The following is a 19,698-nucleotide window of genomic DNA, read 5'->3' as shown; positions in this document are numbered from 1 at the left end:
TGATATAATTTTTAAACATAAGGACCCTTCTTTCCGATGAAATTTGGTGTGGTAACTTTATTTTATCAGAAGTGGTCCTTATTTTAATTCCAAAATAAACAAAGCCGGTGAAATTTTACTTCTTGTAAAATTTCACCGGCTTTTTCATCTCAGAGGTGGGTTTTGTCCCAGCCTCTAATAACCACCAATCGCTCGACTAAAGCGTTATGTTGTCTTTTTTCTTGAAGGCCAGTATCGAAACGACAAGTCCAACTAAAGAAAAGCAAACATCAATGAGTCAAATACCGTCATACGCCTTTCCACTTTCAGAGAATGGAGCTGTCCCCTTAATATCATTTATAAAATGCTTCTATTTACTATTAATTTGATCTCAACGATAATATAACTGAAGGTTCACTTTGTCTATGTGAATAAGACCATCGTATGGTTCACTACCTATAAATGTTCCCCATAATCTCCTCCATACTTGCTTATCGAATTCTTAATACAAAACTTTTTCAACTGATTTCTAATATGTTTACTTGGTTCAAAACAAAAGTTAAACTAGGGAATGAGGTAACTCAATGGCTAGTAGACTATTAATTATGAAAAATTTTTTGATACTTTAAGGAGAGTGTGATTTATGGTTAAATCATTATTTACTGGTGTCCTATTCATATTAATAATTATTATTTCAACGTATATTTATGGTAACTTACAATACATTCACATTTATTTACTTTCGTGCAGTTCAATACTTATTCTTCTTGGAATAATGATTTCGGGATTTGGTGTAAGTGGTGACAGAATGAGAGCAAATCTAAATAGCGAAGATAAAGAAGATAAAAAGTGGAGGTTAAAATGGACAAAGAATTTAATGATTACTTCATTACCTCCCCTCGCACTTGGAATGATTATATACTACCTGCAAAAATCAAATTAGTAAGATGAACAAACAAATAAGTTATATTTCATATTCTTTATAAATACTTTGTGATGATAATATGGGAGAGACGCTGATAGTTGGCTTGTTGACACAAATATTGTAACGATGAATTTATCCACTGGTAAATGGGAAAAGACGCTTATCTCTCTTTCAGTTTAGCACCAAATTGTGGAAGAGTAGGATGTGAGAACCTATTACTCCCATCCAACTCCTCACTTCTTATTTTTACTTTGTTATTTGAACGGTATAATCTACTACAGGTTGGCCTGACCAAGTATACACAATGACATAGTATCTTCCTGCAGATACGTTAAATGAACCATCACTTAGGTTTGCTACAAGGTTTCCACTCTCATCTTCTACTTGAACATTGAAGTCTCCACCAACAGAGGTTGCATCTATTAAAACATTTCCAGATGTATCTATATCAAAGTAGAACCAATCTTGATTATCACCTGCATCATAATCTAAAGAGCCTTCTATACTACTATCAAGCAAGTTAGCTTCTGATCTACGATCATTAGGTTCTGTCTCTGTATCCGGGGTTGTTGTACCTCCATCACCACCGCCATTTCCTGCTCCATTTACAGTAATCGTGTATTCAGCTGTTAGCTCTCCACTCCACGTATAAGCAATAACATAGTATCTTCCAGCTGGAACATTAAAGGTACCATCAGTTAATGGTCTTGCTATGACATTTCCAACCTCATCCTCAACAACTACATTTATTTCTCCACCAACACTTGTTACGTCAACAGCTACATCTCCTGCTGTATCAACATCGATATAGAACCAATCTGTGTGATCACCTGATGCGTAATCTAACGTTCCACTAATTTGATCAACTAGTTGATTCGCTTCGGATTGTCGGTCGTTGGGTTCTGATTCAAAGTCCGATGGTGGTATAATAACACCGCCATCTCCAACGGTAATCGTGACACTATCACGGTCCGTTAAACCGTCATCATCCTCTACGGTTAACGTTACATTGTAATCACCAGCAGAAGTAAATACATGAGTAGGGTTTGCTTCATTACTCGTTGTTCCGTCACTGAAATTCCATGTATAGGATACAATTGTTCCATCAGAATCAGAGGATCGATCTCCATAAAATTGAACAGTTTCATTCACATTTACTGGAGAACTTGGACTCTCGAGGAACGCTGTTGGTGGAGTTCCTATAACTGCTCCACCTGGCAATAAACCATGGAACACCACATCGAATTCATAATTACCACTTGAATTTACGCGATGATTCACAAAGTAAGCTGTTACAGTTCTATAACCACTCCACCTTGTGTCTAAGCTTCCCAGCACATCGTTTACGATGGTATTCATTGCTTCCTTGTCACTACTCCAGCCGTATGATCTTCCACCTTCATACGTACCCTCCACCGAATAGGTATTCAAAAGATCGGATCTTTTTTGCCTATTCAATATATTGTATAAAGGAATTTCATTTAAAATATCATTCTCAATCGTACTCAAATCACGATCTGTATGGTTCGCCGTATAGTCATCTTCAACAAGAACCACTCGGCCTCCATCCCTGACTAGCTCGTCTAAATGAGCCTGGTAATCTGTTTCTAAAGTTGTATCACGAGACAATTCATCCATGTATCGATCGAAGCCTGAAGCATCCTCTGCTTGTAAAAGCTCAAGAACTCGATCAAATATATCCATATGCTTTTTCGCAATAAAATCATAAAAAGCATATGAATAGTCATAAATATCCCAAGAACCATATGTTCCATGTAATACCTCATCTAGCGTATAGCGATCCCTAGGGTCTGAATGTATATTTCTAATTTTGGTTGATCTAGTGTCAATTCCAGTTCTTGTTGCTCCAGCAAAGAATTCACCGCCTCCTTCTTCCACCCAAACCAATCGATCCCAATCGTATAGAGAAGTACTTCCCCACATTCCAGGGATTAAATATCTACTTTGTAGATAGTGGAAGTACTCGTGACGGAATAACTCCTCAAGTTCATAAATACTATCGGTTGGTACTTCTCGATCCCAGGTAAAAAACGTTCCCCATGATTCAATATAAATCCCGCCATTATTCGTATCAACATTGTTAAGATATCGATTTATATCGTATTCGTCGCGGTCATTATAAATAATCGCTGTAAGAACATCGTCTGCATTCCCCAGTTCAACTGGTTCATCTACTCCGTAATAGCGATGGAATTGAGCCTTTTCTTCCTTAGCAGCCCAATAAATTCTTTCAATTTCTTCTTGTGTTACTCTATCCCCTGCTTTAATGACAAATTCCCCATCATCAAAGACATACTCATTTCCATAGTAATGATCTTCATAATCTCTAACGACTCGATCATAATTAATGCTTCCACCTAAATCTGAAACTTTCTTCGCTAAGGCTATATAGATCATACCGTAATACGGATAGTCATTGAGTGCACTTTCAAATGTGTCCAATACAAAATTAGTATTACTATGAAATCTTCCCTCTTCACTTATGAACCAAACGGCATTATCTACTAGCCACTCATGTTCCGTCCCCTCAAATTGACTAAATGTTATGATCTCTGCTATTTCACTAAAGAAATAATCAATTTGTCCATACCAAGGTACTTCATTCTCAGAATTGTATGGACCGTTACGATAAGTCCAGTATTGAACGTATTCTAGTCCACTAATTAAACCATAAAATGCTGAATTTTTTGATGTTTCTTCTATATATGTGTTTACTCTTGAATGATAATCCTGGAATATAGGGAGCGCTTCCTCAAATAAAGCGAGATCTACCGTTGCATGGCTGATAAAAAATCCAGTTTTCGATACAACAGCATCTTGAGTAGCTGTTCCTAATGCAAAATTACTATTTCTCATAACAGAAACAATTGCAGGTGTGACTTCTTCCCTAAATGAAAAGTCACTCATATAAGCCATCTCAGGGTCCTCATAATCAAACTCATATAGAAAACCTTTATTCACCACTTCTATTAAAATAGCGAGTCCTCTATCATCATTCGCAGTGTATCGAGATCCTAAGTATTCAATCTCATCTAATAAATAGCGAATACGCTGTTGATCCCCATAGAAATCCACTACATCCATGCTATAGCTCCAAAAATCTGCAATATCATCAATTGATTCCATTGAGACTAAAGTATTTACTAATTCTGCATCACTCATTCTATTTAAATCATAAAACGAATAAGAAGCTGCTGCAGAAATGGTAAAACTACCATTGTCATTCTGGCTTTCAGATATAGGGGCATCTGGACGTATTCGATCTAAAATATCTGCATTTTTAACGTGTACTGTTTTTTCACTTTCCAATGCTTTTTCAAATAATTGTTTAGTCTCGAAACCACTCTCAAGCATCTGGTCATAATTTGCTTTACTTTTCTCTTGTGCATATGCATTATATCCTACAGGAAGTAACAAGCTGGCTATGAGAAATGAGCTACCTACCTTTTTTAATACTTTCTTATTTAATTTTTTCAATAATTTAGTCCTCCTAAGATTCTGTTTTTTAATTACGCGCTTATGAAATAAGGAATTAAATTAGATAAACACTAAATTTTTACTATGTTTTCAAAAAATAAAATCCTGTATATTCAGTGCATGATATAGACAAGGTTCTAATAAGAGGAATAAGAATAATAGAATTGCGGTGAAAATTGATAAAATAGATTCAAAGAGAGGTATTAAAACAAGCCAATCGGCTTAACAGAAAAACATTATTGTTAGTTAATTCCGTAACAAAGCTAACATATTGTTTATTTCCCCCTTTTTAAAATTCATAATAATTTCTTTCGATGTATATTAATGCAAACTATGTGCCAAGTTATTATTTTTTCGAATACATACTCAAAATACTGTTATTGTAAAAAGTAATATTCGTGAATGTCACTTCAGAAAGACAGTGTAATCAATGTAAAATTAAGTTTACATAATTCAGAAATTTACATTAAAATGTATAAAAAATTTACAGGACAATGATTTTCCCTACATCTTTTTTGAATACAAACATGAACCTAAAATGAAGAAAAGCGCTAATCCTTTTACAGATTAGCGCCATTTGCTGAAGATCACTTTAGTTCCTAATAACTATATTATGAAATAATCTTTGTTAAAGCCGTACAAGAATGCTATTTAGATACCAATTTAATAAAGTAATTCCTTGTATAAAAGAGTTGGATATCGATTAGGTTTAGATATAATTATTTTTGGATTTAAACACCAAAATTTACATAATATAACTTTTCGGACTTAACCACTAAATAAAAAATTATAAATAAGTACTTACCCTTACTTTAAGAGATGAAATACCTCCAAGGAATATAGAATTTCATTTTCTTTTTCCATATTTGCAAAACTTCATATTTTAGTTTCGATCTCGTTTTTTTAGGAACTGGGAGTGTTAAACTCTCGGCTTTCCATTTCAATATTATCAGAAATTTTGTTTGTTCTTTTATTAAATTCAAAGATAATCAAAGCTACAAACGACATTACACTAAATGTAAGTCCCGATATTAAAAACACATATCCTATGCCAAGTAAATTAATTAGCTTTGCTCCGATTAGAGGGGCAATTAAAATCGGAATATTTATGATTGATTGTGCAAATCCATATACCTTCCCAGTCATAGTTGATGGAGTTTCAGTTTGAATAATGGTTGCAAATGCGATCGGAATACCAGCACCGATCACTCCAATCATCATCCAAATTATAAACCAAACTACAACATTCAGAGAAATAACATTTATTCCCCCAAGTCCAATTATTGAAAAAAGGATTCCGTTCATGATGGGAATTGTCAAAATCATTCGTATAGGATGGATTCTGTTCCCAAAAGATCCAACTATGAATGCACCAAGAACACTACCCAGGCCTATCCCACTTATTATAAGAGAGAATGACGTAGAAGGAATACCAATTTCTTTTGACCATAGAGCTATATAGCTATCATAAAGATATATAAAAAACATCATGGAGAATACACACAAAACTGCAATAATAAGATATTTACTTCTCACAATTTGTTTTAGTCCACTTAACAGTTCCGAAAGGAATTTTGTTTCTTTCGATTCAATATTAGGTGTCATTTTTTTCTTTACATTAGGTAACCTTGAGAGTAAAATAGCAGAAATTAAAAAACATATACTATTAATAATAAAAGCATATACCGGATTCCAAAACGCTACAATAACCCCACCAATAGTTGGAGATAATACTTTTGATATTTGAACAGATAACTGACTCAGTGAATTAGCCTGTAATAGTTGATTTTCAGGTACATATTCCTTTATAGCAGCCTGTCTTGCTGGATCAAAGAATGTAGCGACACTATGAATTAATACAATAAATATAAGTACGCTCCAAATATTCTGTGCAAAAATCAGCATGAAAGTAAGTATACTCCTAACAAGGTCACAAATAATCATTAGTTTCTTTTTCGAAAATCGATCAGCCCATACCCCTGAAAATGGACTAAGGAAAATCCACGGTATAGCAATTACGATGGGGAGGAGCGCTAACTGTTCGGCAGGTAGCTCCCAGTGATAGGTGAACATTATCATAACAGCCATAAAACTTAGCCAATTTCCAAAATCAGAAACAACCTGCCCACTAAATAGCCATTTAAATTCCTTAATTTTCAAAGCTTGTAACAAACTCTTCTCCACCTAATCTCCACCACCTAACATTTCATTTCCGCCAATGGAACTAGCATCTATTTACTTTTCTTCTGACGCTCATATGCTTTTTCGGTTAATTGATAGGGATCTTTGGTTTGTGAAAGTTCATTATTACGAAGACGGTAGATTGCTTGGTCTATCCATTCTATTTCAGTTTTGAGCTGTAACTTTACATAATCCATTGACAGCGCAGCAATACCTGTAATTAACGATACCTCATTGTTTTCCCATTGCTTAAAGTGATCAAGCATATGAAGTGATTCTTTTTTTCTCATTTCAAGGTGATTGATTAGTTGTCCACTGTCGTCTTTCCAAAAGCTCATTTTCATCATCAACTCATCACGAACAACTGGATAAGAAGGAGTTGCAGACAACCAAACTTGAAGCTCATCCCAGCCTTTTTTCGTTAGATCATAGACTTTGGTTGTTCTCCCATCCTCTTGTGTTTCATAACAATAAATTAATTTCTCATTTTCTAATTCTTTTAACTTAGGATAGATAGAACCATAACTTATCTTGCCCCAGCCTAATTCTCGTCCCTTATATTCAACTTCTTTTTTTATGCCATATCCAGACGACGGATACCAACTTAATACGCCTAATAAAATATGTTTTACTGACAATGTTACCCTCCTCCAACATCTATATATCGTTACGATATATTGTAGCGATATATATAAAATTCGTCAATAATAATTACAAATATTTAAACAACTCATATTTCATAATGTTGACTTTCTGGGCGTTTTCATAAGAAAACCTCCTCAAGAAAGGAAGTTTTTTCCCAGAACAATGATTTTACTGATAAAAAGTAAGTACATTAAATGCCCATTTTTATGGTTCCACACTTTTGTTATAACAACCTCCATAAAAAAAAGACGCTTTTCTGTATTACAGAATTACGCCAGTTGGTATTATGAGGTCAGCCAGTACATTTCTGGTTGATTTATTATTAATAGCTAATAATCTTAGAGTAGTAGGGATTTGCTACCCCTCTGCAATTTTGGTATCGTCTGGGTGGTATTAAATATAGTCTTCTGTTTCAATAGCAGTTGGGAATTCTGTAAGCATCTATTTTATTTCTTTAGAGTAATGACTTATTAACATTTCTTTTACTTCTTGTATGCTGGTTTCTTGATTAACAGTATATCCTAATTCTTCAAATGGTTTTTCGCATACCGTCAATCCTCCCAAAACAAAGAGCGGCTTCTACTGATTCAGATCAAGTAAGGCTTGCACGCTCTGTACTTATCCTGAAATAGCACACCCAAATTGCACTAACTTCAACATGGTGTTCTTCTAAAGTAAACTCTTCTTGGTTGTTGAAAAAAAATTACATCTCCCATTGTTCCAGCCATTTTAAAATCACTTGGTTTGTTTCATTCGGCTTTTCTTGCTGGATCCAATGACCGCAATCCAGATTGACCACTTCCACATTAGGCACGAACTCAGTTAGTTTTTTAGACTTCGGGATCACATCCCTGTCGCCATAGATCATAAGTGCAGGCTGTTGGATGATTGGGTTCACGTCCGCCAATATGCGCCAGTTGCGGTCAAGGTTCCTGTACCAATTTATACTTGCCGTGAAGCCTGTTGATTTGAAGGCAGAGATGAAAACAGCCAATTCGCTGTCGCTCATTATGGGTTCACCGAGTGGGTTTTCTGCTCTAGCAAGATTAATCATCGCCATACCTGGCTGAGGTGCTCTAGGAGGCTCGTTCTTCCGGTAAATGTTGCGAAGAAACTGGAATGTATTTTCTTCTAATATAGCGTCTGCGACACCTGGCTGTCGGTTGAAGTGAACAAAATAGTAGTCGTCACCAAGTACTTCTTCCATGAATTCGATCCAGGGTTTTTCTCCCCGCTCTTGGTAAGGCAAGCTCAAATTTACCACTTTATTTACACGGTTCGGATGCAATAAGGTCAGCCCCCAAACGACCATTGCACCCCAATCATGACCGACAAAGGTGGCATCTTCGTATTCGTAGTGATCGAGAAGTGCGATGAGATCACCCGACAAATTTTCAATGTCATAGTCTGTCACTTCGCTCGGACGGGATGAGTTGCCATATCCCCGCTGGTTTGGGATGATGACATGGTAGCCCGCTGCGACAAGGGCGGGCACCTGATGGCGCCAAGAAAAGGCATGCTCTGGCCAGCCATGACAGAGTACAATAGGTTTTCCTATATTTTGTCGTCCAGCTTCAAAGACTTCGAGTTCCACACCGTTGACTGAAATAAGGGCAGGCTTGGGAAAATCAGTTTTATTAATCATCATATTTCCTCCTATACAACTGTACTAAAAGACTGTTACAGTTAGCATAGTAGCATAGTGGTGTGACACTAGCGTGTCAGGTTTGAAAAAATAATTTACTGATATTTTTCAAGCATCGATTTTATTCTAGATGCAACAGCTTGGCGTACCCTTTCAGGACCTAACACTTCGACGTGTTCGCCAAAACTGAATATCAATCCGTAATACCATTCCTTCTCTGGAAAGTGTGCAGTCACAATCAGTTCACCTGTATTCAGAATTTCAATATTTTCTTTGTCAAAAATATCTTCAACTCGGGACCTCACCTGGGGTACGAATTTTAATGTAATGCTGGTTAAGGAGACCTGCTTCTTTGATGCCTCTTCAATTTCTTGATATGACTTTTCCCTACGCTTGAATAGTACATCTTCAACCTGCAAGTCAATAATGCGTGAAATCCTGAATACCCTGAAATTTGTTTTTAAGTGACAATAGCCAAACAGATACCATGTATAACCTTTAAAGATTAATGACATCGGTTCTATCTGTCTTGTACTTGTTTCGTTTGTATAGTTTCTATATATAATTGTAATCAATTGTGATTGAGTGATAGCATTCCGGATATTTTTGACCAGTTCTTTTTGTTTTGAGGTGTATGCCCAAGGCTGCATACCAATTATAATTTGCTCCATATGCAGGTCAAGATGATGAATTTTATCCTGTGGAATAATATTTCGCAGTTTTTCTATGGATGATTCAAGCTCAACATCCTCAAATGTAGAGTTAACACCTTTAAGTGCTGAAAGTATGGAACACAAATTGTTTAGTGTCAGCAACTGATGGTTTAATTTATAATTCTCCTTAATACCAAAACCACCATTATTCCCAGAGTATGATATGATCGGAATACCAGCCATATTAATAGATTCAATGTCTCTGTAAATCGTTCGAACTGAAACTTCAAACTTTTCCGCAAGTTCTTTTGCCGATATTCGACTTCTATTAAGTAATATAACAATGATTGTCAGCAAACGGTCTATTTTCATATTCATCCCCTTAATATATATTTGGCATATTCTAAAGTATAAGGTGTTTTTGTCAAAGTATTTTTTTACATATCATGCTTATAATCGCTGAACGTTTTGATGCCACGAATTTATTATCTTGCTACTATCTATTTTTTAGATACGCTTCTATATACTTGTAATCTGCCTCATCTAATCCTTCTGGTAAGTCATTTATATGAAAATAGTGTAAATCTATAGACTCTGATTTATCAATTTCAATGTTCCCTTTTGCTTCAGAAGTTAAATAAAAAGCAGTTATCGAATATATATCATCTCCGTTAGGTAACTTTAAGTAAAAGTCAGGTCCAGAAAAAACATCAAGAAACTCTAATTTCCTAATTTTAATCATTGAGTTTATTAATGTTATTATTGTAGCCTAATTATGATATTATAGATGATGTATCTTAGGATAGAGGGGGCTTAGTAGTACATCTACTGTAGTTTATGGAAAATAAAAAATACTTCTTATATCTGCTATATGTTTTAATCTTTTCTTCTTCAATAGTTTGGAGTGCTCACATAGTCTCTTATTCTACTCAAAGAGATGATCCAGAAAAAGAAGAGTATAGTGATTTATTGACTCAGTCTGAATTACTTGAATATCTACATATTTCCGAAGATGAACTAAAAGATATTATTATCGCAGACACAGTTTTAAAAAGACAGTTAACTAGTTATGATACATATCGATTTCTACCATATATTGAAATTGCTGATAAGAAAATGTTCCTTATGAATGAAATAAAAGAATGGTTGAAATATCAAAACAATCGTAACTAGTCAATTACCAACAGTAGTATCTAAATATCCTACTGTTGGTACCTTATGGTACTCATCCTTCTACATATAAAAGCGCCGAAGCCGAAAACTTGAATTCGGGATACTTATAAAATTACTTTCCGTTAGATAAATTAACCCAAGTATTCAAAGCAGTTTAGGTCCTCAAGATTTATGGTTTAAGATTACCAATTAATTTTCAACCAGCCGACCTCTCTAGGAAAATCATTTCGAGATAGTTTTTTTCCAGTAATAAATTGTCTATATGAAGTTATTGTTCCATCATGTGAAACTAAATAGATTCTTTTTTTACCAGTACTCTTACACCAATTCAAAAACATATCTGCTATTTTTTCAAACTCTTGTTCTGGTAGTTTATTTATTCCTTTTGTCCACCACTCTCTTGATAAGTCTTCTTCATCAATATCAAATTCATTGAATTTGTATTTAATTTTTTCTTTAGTTAGAAGTTCATCACAAGGAAGTGTAGTCCACTTTTGATTTTGAGGAAACATTCTTGGAGATAAAAAAGGACTTACTATTTTCCTACAATTTATTCCTTCACTCCAAATTTGGACTGTTTGTAATGTTCTACTCATAGGGCTAATTAAAATTAAATCAGTCGTTGATAAAGGAAACTGTTTTCTAAGTGATATAGCTTGATTCCTTCCTTTATTAGTTAATTCTGGGTCAGTTGTATTTAAACTGTTAGGTAAATCTATGGTATGTTCACCTTGTCCGTGCCTAATAAATACTAACTCCATCCCATTTCTCCTCTCAAAAACCATAACTAATATATAACATTCCCACCCAAATGAGAAAGACGTTTATCTTCAATTTAAGATTAGCGCACGATTGTCGAATAACGTATCTATTGTTAGTATCCTTGTGCTGTACATCCATTGACTTTGATTTGTTAGTTTACTGCATAAATTTAATTAATATTAAAATAGGTAAATTACTCTATGTATCAAAAAGGTTAATCCTCATAATTCGGTCTTACCATGAATTTATTAAATATATTATTTTCTAATTCTTCAAACGGTGTATTATATTCATCACCTGGAACCTTTACTAAGTTTAGATATTGATAAGCATGATTAAATACATCTACTTGACTGATTTTATTCTCTTCTGCTATATAATTTACCCACACTTCTGGCTGTATCAAATTCCGATCGTCATTTGGAACTGAACTGCCTTGATATTTTAAGTAAAAATATAGATGTATTAATGGATAGGCAGGAGATAAATTAAATATTTTAGCTTCCTCTTCAATTCCTGAAAGTTCATCCTCATCATATATACAAGGATTCTTCATATATTCTTCTTCTCTGGTTTTATTAAGATTCGTATCCCTATTGAAGATAGGGAACAATGTATTTATCAGTAGGTGCTTCATTGTTTTTCTTTTTTCATGTTCATCAATTAAATATGTATCAATTCGGTAAATATAATCTTTAAATTTGGTATTTATCATTTGATTTTTTAAACTGGTATTTAAAGAACTTTGTTTACCCTCGTCGTTAATTCCTACGTACAGAGCAGTGTTATTTTTATCATATAATACATACAATCCTTTTTTGTCTGGTGGTATCTGAAGCGGACCGTAGGACTTATCAAATTGTTTATCGTCTTTTGACCAATTTTTTATATTCCAGACAGCATACGTCATAAAAGGGTTCGGCAATTTGAAATCTAAATTAATTGAAATTTCTACTTGAGTTTCAGAAGAAGTAAGGTTTTCTATATATGATTTACCTTTCACCATCACTACACACCTTATTTAGAAATTTATAGTTGAAGCCATTAAATACATAATAGTTGTTATATATAATTATATACTATATAACAACCTACTACGTTAGCATAAGTACATTTGTTCACAATGTTACAAATGAAGAGGCTTATTGCAAAGTATAATGGCCACTAGGTGAAATAAGAATTCCTCCACAATATGGCTCTAAAATGCATAATGGCACATTTCTATGTTTCAGATATGCATTGAATAGCACATGAGCTTTAATCAGTAGGCTTTACGTCAATAAGAAAACCCTACAAAAATTTAATAATTACACTCAATAGTTTCTAATCAACAAACAAGGTAGTAAGTGTTACTCTACTTTTACAATATCCTTCACCTCGGCTCTTCTTGGCTTGGATCCTAATATGCTTCCTTTTATATGTGCTTGGATTTTATCGCCTAGTTTGAACTCCCTATAGGTAGAGAAAATCTAGATAATGTTTTCAGTAGAAAAGTTCAAGTTATGGTTAAAAACTAACAATGTACAATTCGGTATGTTGTTGATAGCATGTTTGATAATAGAACAAATCACATAATTAAATATTAAGGAAACACCGAACTAAAAAAGCAATAAAAAAAGACGCTTTTCTGTATTATTACCGAAAAGCTCCATTTTGTTGAATAACGTTGTAGGTAGGTCATTTATAAACACAATTCAACTTGAGATTATTATCCTTATGAATATTTTAATTAGGATCTATTAATGTACAAATTTCATAACGAATTTCAGCGTTAGAATTTGATAAGTTTTCAACTGTCACTTGCTTTATCTTTTCAAAAGGAATCGATATAGAATGGAATTCATCTAAGATGAAAAATGTGCTTTCCCCAATTTGAGGTATAAAAGTTAATTTAATTTTAAAGTTTTGGGGCTTTATTGTAATCATTCCGGTTTCACCCATACTATTCAATGTTAGAAAAATTGTCCTTGTAGTTCCCGTAGGTATAAAAAAATTTATACTAGGATCAGAATGAAAACATAATACATTGCAGCAGTTCGTCTTTGTACCTAACAAGGTGCATATAGCATATTCAAGGCTATTCCCGCCTTCCTCCAAATTGGCTACAGTAATTTGTTTTATGTTATCGAAAGGAATCGATATGTTTTCACTTGAATTTAAAGGAATAGGAATAGCATCACCAACTTGAGGTATGAAAGTTAAAGTTATTGGCTCGAATATCGTAAAAAGAGAAATAACTCCCTTTTTACCGCGATTAGGGATTGTATCGAAAATTGTTAATGGAGGACCCTGGGGTATTCGCATATCTATGCCATTTGAAAAAGTTTCACCTATTGTACATAATAAATCGCAACATTTTTCTTGAGTTACTTTTGATGGTGCTACTGTTTTTTTACAACTACAAGACGTGATCATGAATAAAACACCCTTTAAATGAATTTATGTTTAGTGTACGTATTCTTGTTTTTGAATGTGTGTATGTTTCACTATAAGATATCGACTACTAAAAACAAGAAAAGACACGTCTCTTAGAGAAACGCGCATTGGTATTATGAGGTACTTTCTTTTCTGAGAGTGCCTAACAAGTATAGGGAGTACTTCCTTAGGGCTTACAGATAATAACTCACATTGGGGAAACTGGGACATTACCTTGTGCAATAGCACAACAGTTAAAAGGCTCCATTGTACCTGGACTCGGCCCGATTACCGTTGCTGAAATTGGTGTTTCCAGCGGGAGAACAGTAGCACAAGTATTATAATCTTTAAAAATTGTGCATGTTACAGTGTCCCCTGCCAGTAAGGTATTATTACGAGTACTAAATACGAGTCTTGTAATGATTGCATCCTCTGATATGACATATTATTATTAATGAAACCTCCGGCAGTACCTAGTCCTATGAAGGAAGAATCTCCAATAAGTTAATTTGTAGCTAAATAAATCTTCTCTACTTGCGGCCCTGGTTGCCCCTGCATTCCCATCTGACCTTGTGGCCCAGGTTTCCCTGGTGGTCCATGCAGTGGTGGTGGAACAACTCTACACTTACAACCTTTATCTTTCATTAAAAATTCACCTTCTAGAGTTTTTACTTTATGTGTATGGTTATTCGCAATAGAAGGTTAGACTAATATATATAACGTAACTTAAATATGCGAATATCTATGTTAATAAGGTCAACGGGAGCTAAGCTACTTATTTATAGTCAAAAATAATAAGTGACGACTATCTGTATTTCAGATTAGCTCCATTTTTTGAAGAACTCTTAGCTAGTATTACTGATTTCTATGTTTGAAAAGTCGGAAACTTTCTTGCTATTAAGTTAAATTTTAACCACGTTACTAAAATTTTTATTCTACATACTGACTGACATGTGTATGCACCCCACCCTTAAAAATTTTTACCCACTACTAATTACACATTATTATTAATGTCAGTATAGGATAAATCCCTTTCTAACTTAATTTTATATTCATTTCCACTTATCTCTACGATAGTTTAAACTTATATCAAGTCATTTTTATTTCTGACTAAATTAACAAAAACGCCTTTTCAGGCGTTTTTGTCTTCATTCCTCTATCGGATCGATGCCCTTGATGGTGACATCTTGTTTTTCAAAAAGGATGGCTTCGTTAGAGAGAGTAGGTAGTTCGTTTAAAAGACTGTCTTTCTCTTCACCTTCTACCCTTTTTAGTTCCTCAGACTCTTCTTCCGCTTCATAAACAAGCAAGTCTTCTTTTCCAACATCAAAATTATAACTAGACTCATCGATATTATAAGGAATTCCTATTAAATACAATTGATGTTCATTTTTTATTTTCCTCAGTAAGAGCGTATACCCGTTATCTGATAAGAAAAGTCGTTCTTGTTCTGATTCATTCAGATTCGAGAAAGATCCTTCACCATAAATGATAAAGATAAAATCATCGGAATTCGACCTGATTTCATAATGCCATAACCGGCTCGAGAAAGGATTTCCACTTCCCGCTTCAATGTACACCTTATCACCAGGGTATTGTTCAGACAATTGCTTTGTCATTTGAGTTTTCGACATCTCCCTTACCCCTCCATAGGAAGCCAGCAGAACAACTCCGACTATAATGAGTTTTGGGGCCCATTTTTGCCTTCCCGTTTTATGAAGAACCAGAATAAGTGCAAATAAAACGCTAAAGGAAAGAACAAGGAACCCATCGCTCCCGTTCAATACATTTAAACCAATATCTCGATCATATGTTATTGGGAAGAATAAAGGCAATCCATTATCTAGAAAATCCATGAATAAATGCCCAATTACGATAGAAAAAAACATAGACATCCAACGGATCTTCAAAGTCAGTTCAGGAAAAATAGGACGGATCAGAACCGCTATCCCTAAACTAAAAGCTGGAGCGACAAATATCGAATGACCCATCAAATACAAACGTACTCCTAAAAACTCCAAAACAGGAAAATCGGTGATACTTGAAAGAACCCCTCCTGCAAATTCAAAGATCAAAGTCAAATCAGGGGCAATCCCCGCAATGACTCCTAAAAACATAAAAAGAAACAATTTCTTTTCCGGAAGATAACGACGACCGATCAAATACGCAACAAAGGCTCCGACGGCGCCGTGATATCCCACTTCACTAATTAATGTTAAAAGCATGATTAAGACTCCTTTTTCGTAGATTATGAAGAACGAGTTTCACTAACCAATTCGTTTTCGTCGGAAAATCCTTTGATAATAACAGGTTCGTCTACTTTCTCGGTTGAATAAAAGAAGATATAACCTTCATAGGGATAGAACTGGATCTTTCCATTGGAATCATTTATGGATATTTTTTCATTAGAATCATTGACCGAAATTTGTTCAATTTGTTCGTTTGTGATTACACCCAATATCCCTAATGACTCGTTCGGAAACAAGGTAATGTCTTCATCTTGATCGGATACTTCGAATACCTCTTTCATTTCCCCGTTTACGACTTCCATTTCGGTGCTTCCATCATTTCTCGTTACCAAGTTGATTCCGATGTCTTCACCCAAAGCAATGGATTCTACCCAGTTGATGGAAGAATCACTTAGATTTTCTTTCATATACCGAACCAAATCTATGGATGTATAGATCAAAATAATCGTGAATATGAGTAACGACCCCACGATGGAGAATCGCATCAAGGGGGTCATTTTTGTTTGGTTAGTCTCTGTCACACACATTTCCTCCTAACTGATTGATTCGTTTTCTATGTTTTGTAGAAACGTTTCATGTTCTCTTACTTTTCTAGCATAACATTCAAATCTTACGTTTTTCTTTGTAACATAATGAAGAATTTCTTAAGATTTCTTCATGTTTATACGATGAGCTCTTTTTAAACATAACCATGCAGGTTGTTTTTTTAAAATGGAATGATAGTAGAAAATTTTAAAGAAATGTTTATAGGAGGATAAAAATCATGAAATATCTAGGCGAAAACAAAGAAGCGCTTGTTTCCCAATTAGAAGCTTTATTTTTGTCCTATAAAGTCAATCTAGTTGGTGAAGGATATATTAATTGTGTTGTGATGAAAAAGAACCTAACGGAATTCGCTTAAGAAATCTCTTCATTCATATACTTTCAAATTTATATCTTTAGTTCTTGGCATAGTTGCTATTTACCCTGAGTACAAGCAGCCTCAACAGAAGCGATTATTACCGACTGTCTTATCTATGCTGAAGAACTAAGATCATAATCTTATATTTGGAGTATTAGCAAGAAAGAACAGAAGAGGGATAAAACAAAAGAATACTCCTAACATTACTTTTTAGCACCACTATAAAAATCAATTTTTCCGATTAATAAGGAGTGAAGTCAAGGGGAAACCTTTAGTAGATACGAACATCGAAGCTACCTCTAAAGTGAACGAAATAAGGTTTAAAGCTCTTTTAGATCAAATTAGGTTAAAAGTTATCTATGAGTTAATGCATAGGAATGAACTTTGTGAGTGATACTTTTCTAAAAAACTTGGTGACATACCCCAATCAAAGCTATCATAATCATCTAAAGGTATTATCGAAGCAAGCTTTATTACTGAAGATCAAAATAAAGAATGGAATAATTACAGATTAAAACATGATAAGATATGGTTTTCAAACCCATTGTTATCCAACTAACATAAATAAATAATTAATATATAAGTGCACTTTTTCAAGAATTCTTATTCCATTAAATGGCCCTAAAAAGAAAAATCATCACAAATTCTCACAAAAAAAAAGAGAACTTATCATTTGTCCTCTTCTTAAAAATACTGACTATAAAATTGATGCCTTAATTTCCCACTTAATTGAGCGTATATTTTTGTTGTTTCACTTTTCTCATGACCTAATAAGCTTTGTATCAAATCAATTGGAGCACCATTATTTATCATATGTGTTGCATAGCTATGTCGTAATTGGTGAGGGTGAATATTCTTTTTAATTCCTGCACGATTAGATATTCTTTTGATGATATATCTCATGAGATCAATACTCATACGATGATTCGGTTTTCTCTCGGTCACAAACAATGCTGGATCATCGTCTTCTCTTTCATCTAAATATCTTTTTAACCAAATGTCACATCTTACGTTAAAGTACACTTCTCTTTCTTTATCTCCCTTACCCATAACAAACACTGACTTACTTGAAAAATTTATATCATCCCTATTTAATTTAACTACTTCACCAATCCGACAGCCTGTAGAATACATAAATTCGAATAACGCATTTTCCATCGATGTATGACATGATTCACGTAAGAGTTCTATCTCTTGCTCAGATAGGAATTTAGGGATTCTTTTACCTACCTTCGGTTCTTTTAGTTTTGAAGCTGGATTTTTATATACGATACCTTCTTCAAAAGCCCAATTAAACAGTGATTTGATATATCTAATTCTATGACATAAACTTGAAGCCTTTAAATTTTCCCCAGTCTCAATCAAATACTTTTTTAGATTTTCAGTATTAAATTTATTCATTTCTATGTCTCCGAAATATCGATGGAGTAAATTATGTTGAAAAGAATAGTTTTTAATAGTTAATGTAGAATAGCCTTCAATCTTTTTATCAGATTGATAACGTTCCCAAGCCTCCAACAGTAACATAATCAATCACTCTCCCATTTGCTAGTTTTTAATCTATCAATAGTATGGACACTTTTTAGTAGTCTTATTCAACAATAGTAGAATTTTATAAATTACTTCTATGCCAAAGTCCTAATCATTTTGGTAATTGAGTTCTTTTCATATTCAAGGGGTCGAGTAGAATGGAGTCTTTTTACCTTACGGTAAATTGTACTTCCATCCCCTCACAGAACCGTGCTTGCACTATTAATGCACACGGCTCCTCCTAATCATCATTCACAGAAAATAACTAATATCTTTTCTTAAATCATATATATTCACTTTAATTCTTGGTGAAGGTAGTGGATATTTATCAAGAAATAGTCTGAATTTATCCCACGTAAAAGATTTCCTTTGACTTCTTCTATTGAGCCATTTAAACAATAATTTCTCAATTCCACCTTTGAATATACTAACATTTATTGTGTTATCTGTAATGCAATAGTAGTTGTAGTACCCTATAAGTGAGCGTCTAAATCTATCCATGATTATATGAATATCTTTATTTCTATTCTTCTTCAACCATTCTTTAGACTCTTTTAATTTACTTTGGACTTTCGTCCGACTCGATTTCCGCTTCACCCGAAATTTCCCTTGTTTACTTTTACTGCAATAGTGAGTAAATCCTAGAAAATCATTTTCATAGATGGTATTTAGTATCTTAGTAATGCCTTTTTGAACAACCTTATCCTCATGTTCCGGTATACCTAATGGTCTTTTCTTGCTTGAATTAACCTTCGGAATATACATTCTCCTTACTGGAACAGGACGGTAGCTTTTGCTTTTCATTCTGCTTACTAAATCATCTAGGTTTTCTTCTAAACTTTCACCGTATATCTCTTTAGTTGTACCGTTAATCCCAGTTGCTTTCCTATTGGGTAGTTCATAATGACATTGAGCTAGTGCTTGCTTATTTAATAAATATGCAAGTGATGTGAATTTCATTTTAGGATTAGATTTTGCTATTTCTGCTATCCTTAGTAGTTTTGTTTCCATTTAATATAACCTACCTCTGTGTGTAGTAAATGTGTCTATAGTAAGGTTAATAATTAGGTAGCAGCCTTTCCTCCATCGGCATTACCCAACTTCATTGGTACTACGCTGCTATCCGACTCCCTACAACGGCA

17 protein-coding genes are annotated in these 19,698 nt (G+C 34.1%); 3 read left to right on the top strand and 14 right to left on the bottom strand.

What is annotated here, in order from left to right:
- Nucleotides 1–622: 622 nt before the first annotated feature.
- Nucleotides 623–922, top strand: coding sequence for a DUF5316 family protein (locus JM172_RS22955; RefSeq protein ID WP_214484712.1), 300 nt, complete (start codon nucleotides 623–625; stop codon nucleotides 920–922).
- Between the two features lie 228 nt (nucleotides 923–1,150).
- Here JM172_RS22955 and JM172_RS22950 read toward each other — a convergent pair whose 3' ends face one another.
- The 6 genes from JM172_RS22950 to JM172_RS22925 form a co-directional block, all read right to left on the bottom strand.
- On the bottom strand, nucleotides 1,151–4,402 hold the full coding sequence (locus JM172_RS22950) for a collagenase (protein WP_214484711.1): 3,252 nt from the start codon (nucleotides 4,400–4,402) through the stop codon (nucleotides 1,151–1,153).
- A gap of 903 nt (nucleotides 4,403–5,305) precedes the next feature.
- Nucleotides 5,306–6,562, bottom strand: coding sequence for an MFS transporter (locus tag JM172_RS22945; protein WP_214484710.1), 1,257 nt, complete (start codon nucleotides 6,560–6,562; stop codon nucleotides 5,306–5,308).
- A 71-nt stretch (nucleotides 6,563–6,633) separates the two neighbouring features.
- Entirely contained in the window at nucleotides 6,634–7,221 is a 588-nt protein-coding gene (locus JM172_RS22940; RefSeq protein WP_214484709.1) for a PadR family transcriptional regulator, read from the bottom strand.
- Between the two features lie 710 nt (nucleotides 7,222–7,931).
- Nucleotides 7,932–8,873, bottom strand: coding sequence for an alpha/beta fold hydrolase (locus tag JM172_RS22935; RefSeq protein WP_214484708.1), 942 nt, complete (start codon nucleotides 8,871–8,873; stop codon nucleotides 7,932–7,934).
- A 95-nt stretch (nucleotides 8,874–8,968) separates the two neighbouring features.
- Nucleotides 8,969–9,898 carry a helix-turn-helix transcriptional regulator gene (locus JM172_RS22930; protein WP_214484705.1) on the bottom strand — a complete coding sequence of 310 codons (930 nt, stop codon included), beginning with the start codon at nucleotides 9,896–9,898 and terminating at the stop codon, nucleotides 8,969–8,971.
- Between the two features lie 124 nt (nucleotides 9,899–10,022).
- Entirely contained in the window at nucleotides 10,023–10,268 is a 246-nt protein-coding gene (locus JM172_RS22925; protein WP_214484703.1) for an NUDIX hydrolase, read from the bottom strand.
- Between the two features lie 95 nt (nucleotides 10,269–10,363).
- Here JM172_RS22925 and JM172_RS22920 point away from each other — a divergent pair, with 95 nt between their 5' ends.
- Nucleotides 10,364–10,699: a hypothetical protein gene (locus JM172_RS22920; protein ID WP_214484701.1), complete on the top strand. Its 336-nt coding sequence runs from the start codon at nucleotides 10,364–10,366 to the stop codon at nucleotides 10,697–10,699.
- Between the two features lie 182 nt (nucleotides 10,700–10,881).
- On the opposite strand, the gene JM172_RS22915 is transcribed toward JM172_RS22920, so the two are convergent.
- The 6 genes from JM172_RS22915 to JM172_RS22890 all read right to left on the bottom strand — a co-directional run bounded on the left by JM172_RS22915 (nucleotide 10,882) and on the right by JM172_RS22890 (nucleotide 16,646).
- A complete protein-coding gene (locus JM172_RS22915; RefSeq protein WP_214484700.1) occupies nucleotides 10,882–11,460 on the bottom strand; it encodes a histidine phosphatase family protein in 579 nt (192 codons plus the stop codon).
- A 215-nt stretch (nucleotides 11,461–11,675) separates the two neighbouring features.
- The gene (locus tag JM172_RS22910; RefSeq protein ID WP_214484699.1) at nucleotides 11,676–12,467 is read right to left on the bottom strand and encodes a hypothetical protein; all 792 of its coding nucleotides are present in this window, start codon (nucleotides 12,465–12,467) and stop codon (nucleotides 11,676–11,678) included.
- Nucleotides 12,468–13,186: 719 nt separating this feature from the next.
- Nucleotides 13,187–13,876 (bottom strand): hypothetical protein, encoded by a 690-nt coding sequence (locus JM172_RS22905; RefSeq protein WP_214484698.1) that lies wholly within the window; start codon nucleotides 13,874–13,876, stop codon nucleotides 13,187–13,189.
- Between the two features lie 504 nt (nucleotides 13,877–14,380).
- Nucleotides 14,381–14,521: a hypothetical protein gene (locus tag JM172_RS22900; RefSeq protein ID WP_214484697.1), complete on the bottom strand. Its 141-nt coding sequence runs from the start codon at nucleotides 14,519–14,521 to the stop codon at nucleotides 14,381–14,383.
- 503 nt (nucleotides 14,522–15,024) lie between these two features.
- Complete coding sequence (locus JM172_RS22895) at nucleotides 15,025–16,101, bottom strand: metal-dependent hydrolase (protein WP_214484696.1); 1,077 nt, start codon at nucleotides 16,099–16,101, stop codon at nucleotides 15,025–15,027.
- A gap of 23 nt (nucleotides 16,102–16,124) precedes the next feature.
- Nucleotides 16,125–16,646 carry a hypothetical protein gene (locus JM172_RS22890; RefSeq protein WP_214484695.1) on the bottom strand — a complete coding sequence of 174 codons (522 nt, stop codon included), beginning with the start codon at nucleotides 16,644–16,646 and terminating at the stop codon, nucleotides 16,125–16,127.
- A 242-nt stretch (nucleotides 16,647–16,888) separates the two neighbouring features.
- Here JM172_RS22890 and JM172_RS22885 point away from each other — a divergent pair, with 242 nt between their 5' ends.
- Nucleotides 16,889–17,026: a hypothetical protein gene (locus JM172_RS22885; RefSeq protein ID WP_214484694.1), complete on the top strand. Its 138-nt coding sequence runs from the start codon at nucleotides 16,889–16,891 to the stop codon at nucleotides 17,024–17,026.
- A gap of 684 nt (nucleotides 17,027–17,710) precedes the next feature.
- Here the strand turns inward: JM172_RS22885 and xerA are convergent.
- Nucleotides 17,711–18,553: a site-specific tyrosine recombinase/integron integrase gene (gene xerA, locus JM172_RS22880; RefSeq protein ID WP_214484692.1), complete on the bottom strand. Its 843-nt coding sequence runs from the start codon at nucleotides 18,551–18,553 to the stop codon at nucleotides 17,711–17,713.
- Nucleotides 18,554–18,808: 255 nt separating this feature from the next.
- Entirely contained in the window at nucleotides 18,809–19,567 is a 759-nt protein-coding gene (locus JM172_RS22875; protein WP_214484690.1) for a reverse transcriptase family protein, read from the bottom strand.
- Nucleotides 19,568–19,698: the final 131 nt, after the last annotated feature.

It is taken from the genome of Bacillus sp. SM2101, from assembly GCF_018588585.1.
Classification (GTDB): Bacteria; Bacillota; Bacilli; order Bacillales; family SM2101; genus Nanhaiella; species Nanhaiella sioensis.
Note: the sequence above shows the minus strand (reverse complement) of the source record. Positions and strands in the feature narration are given on the sequence as shown.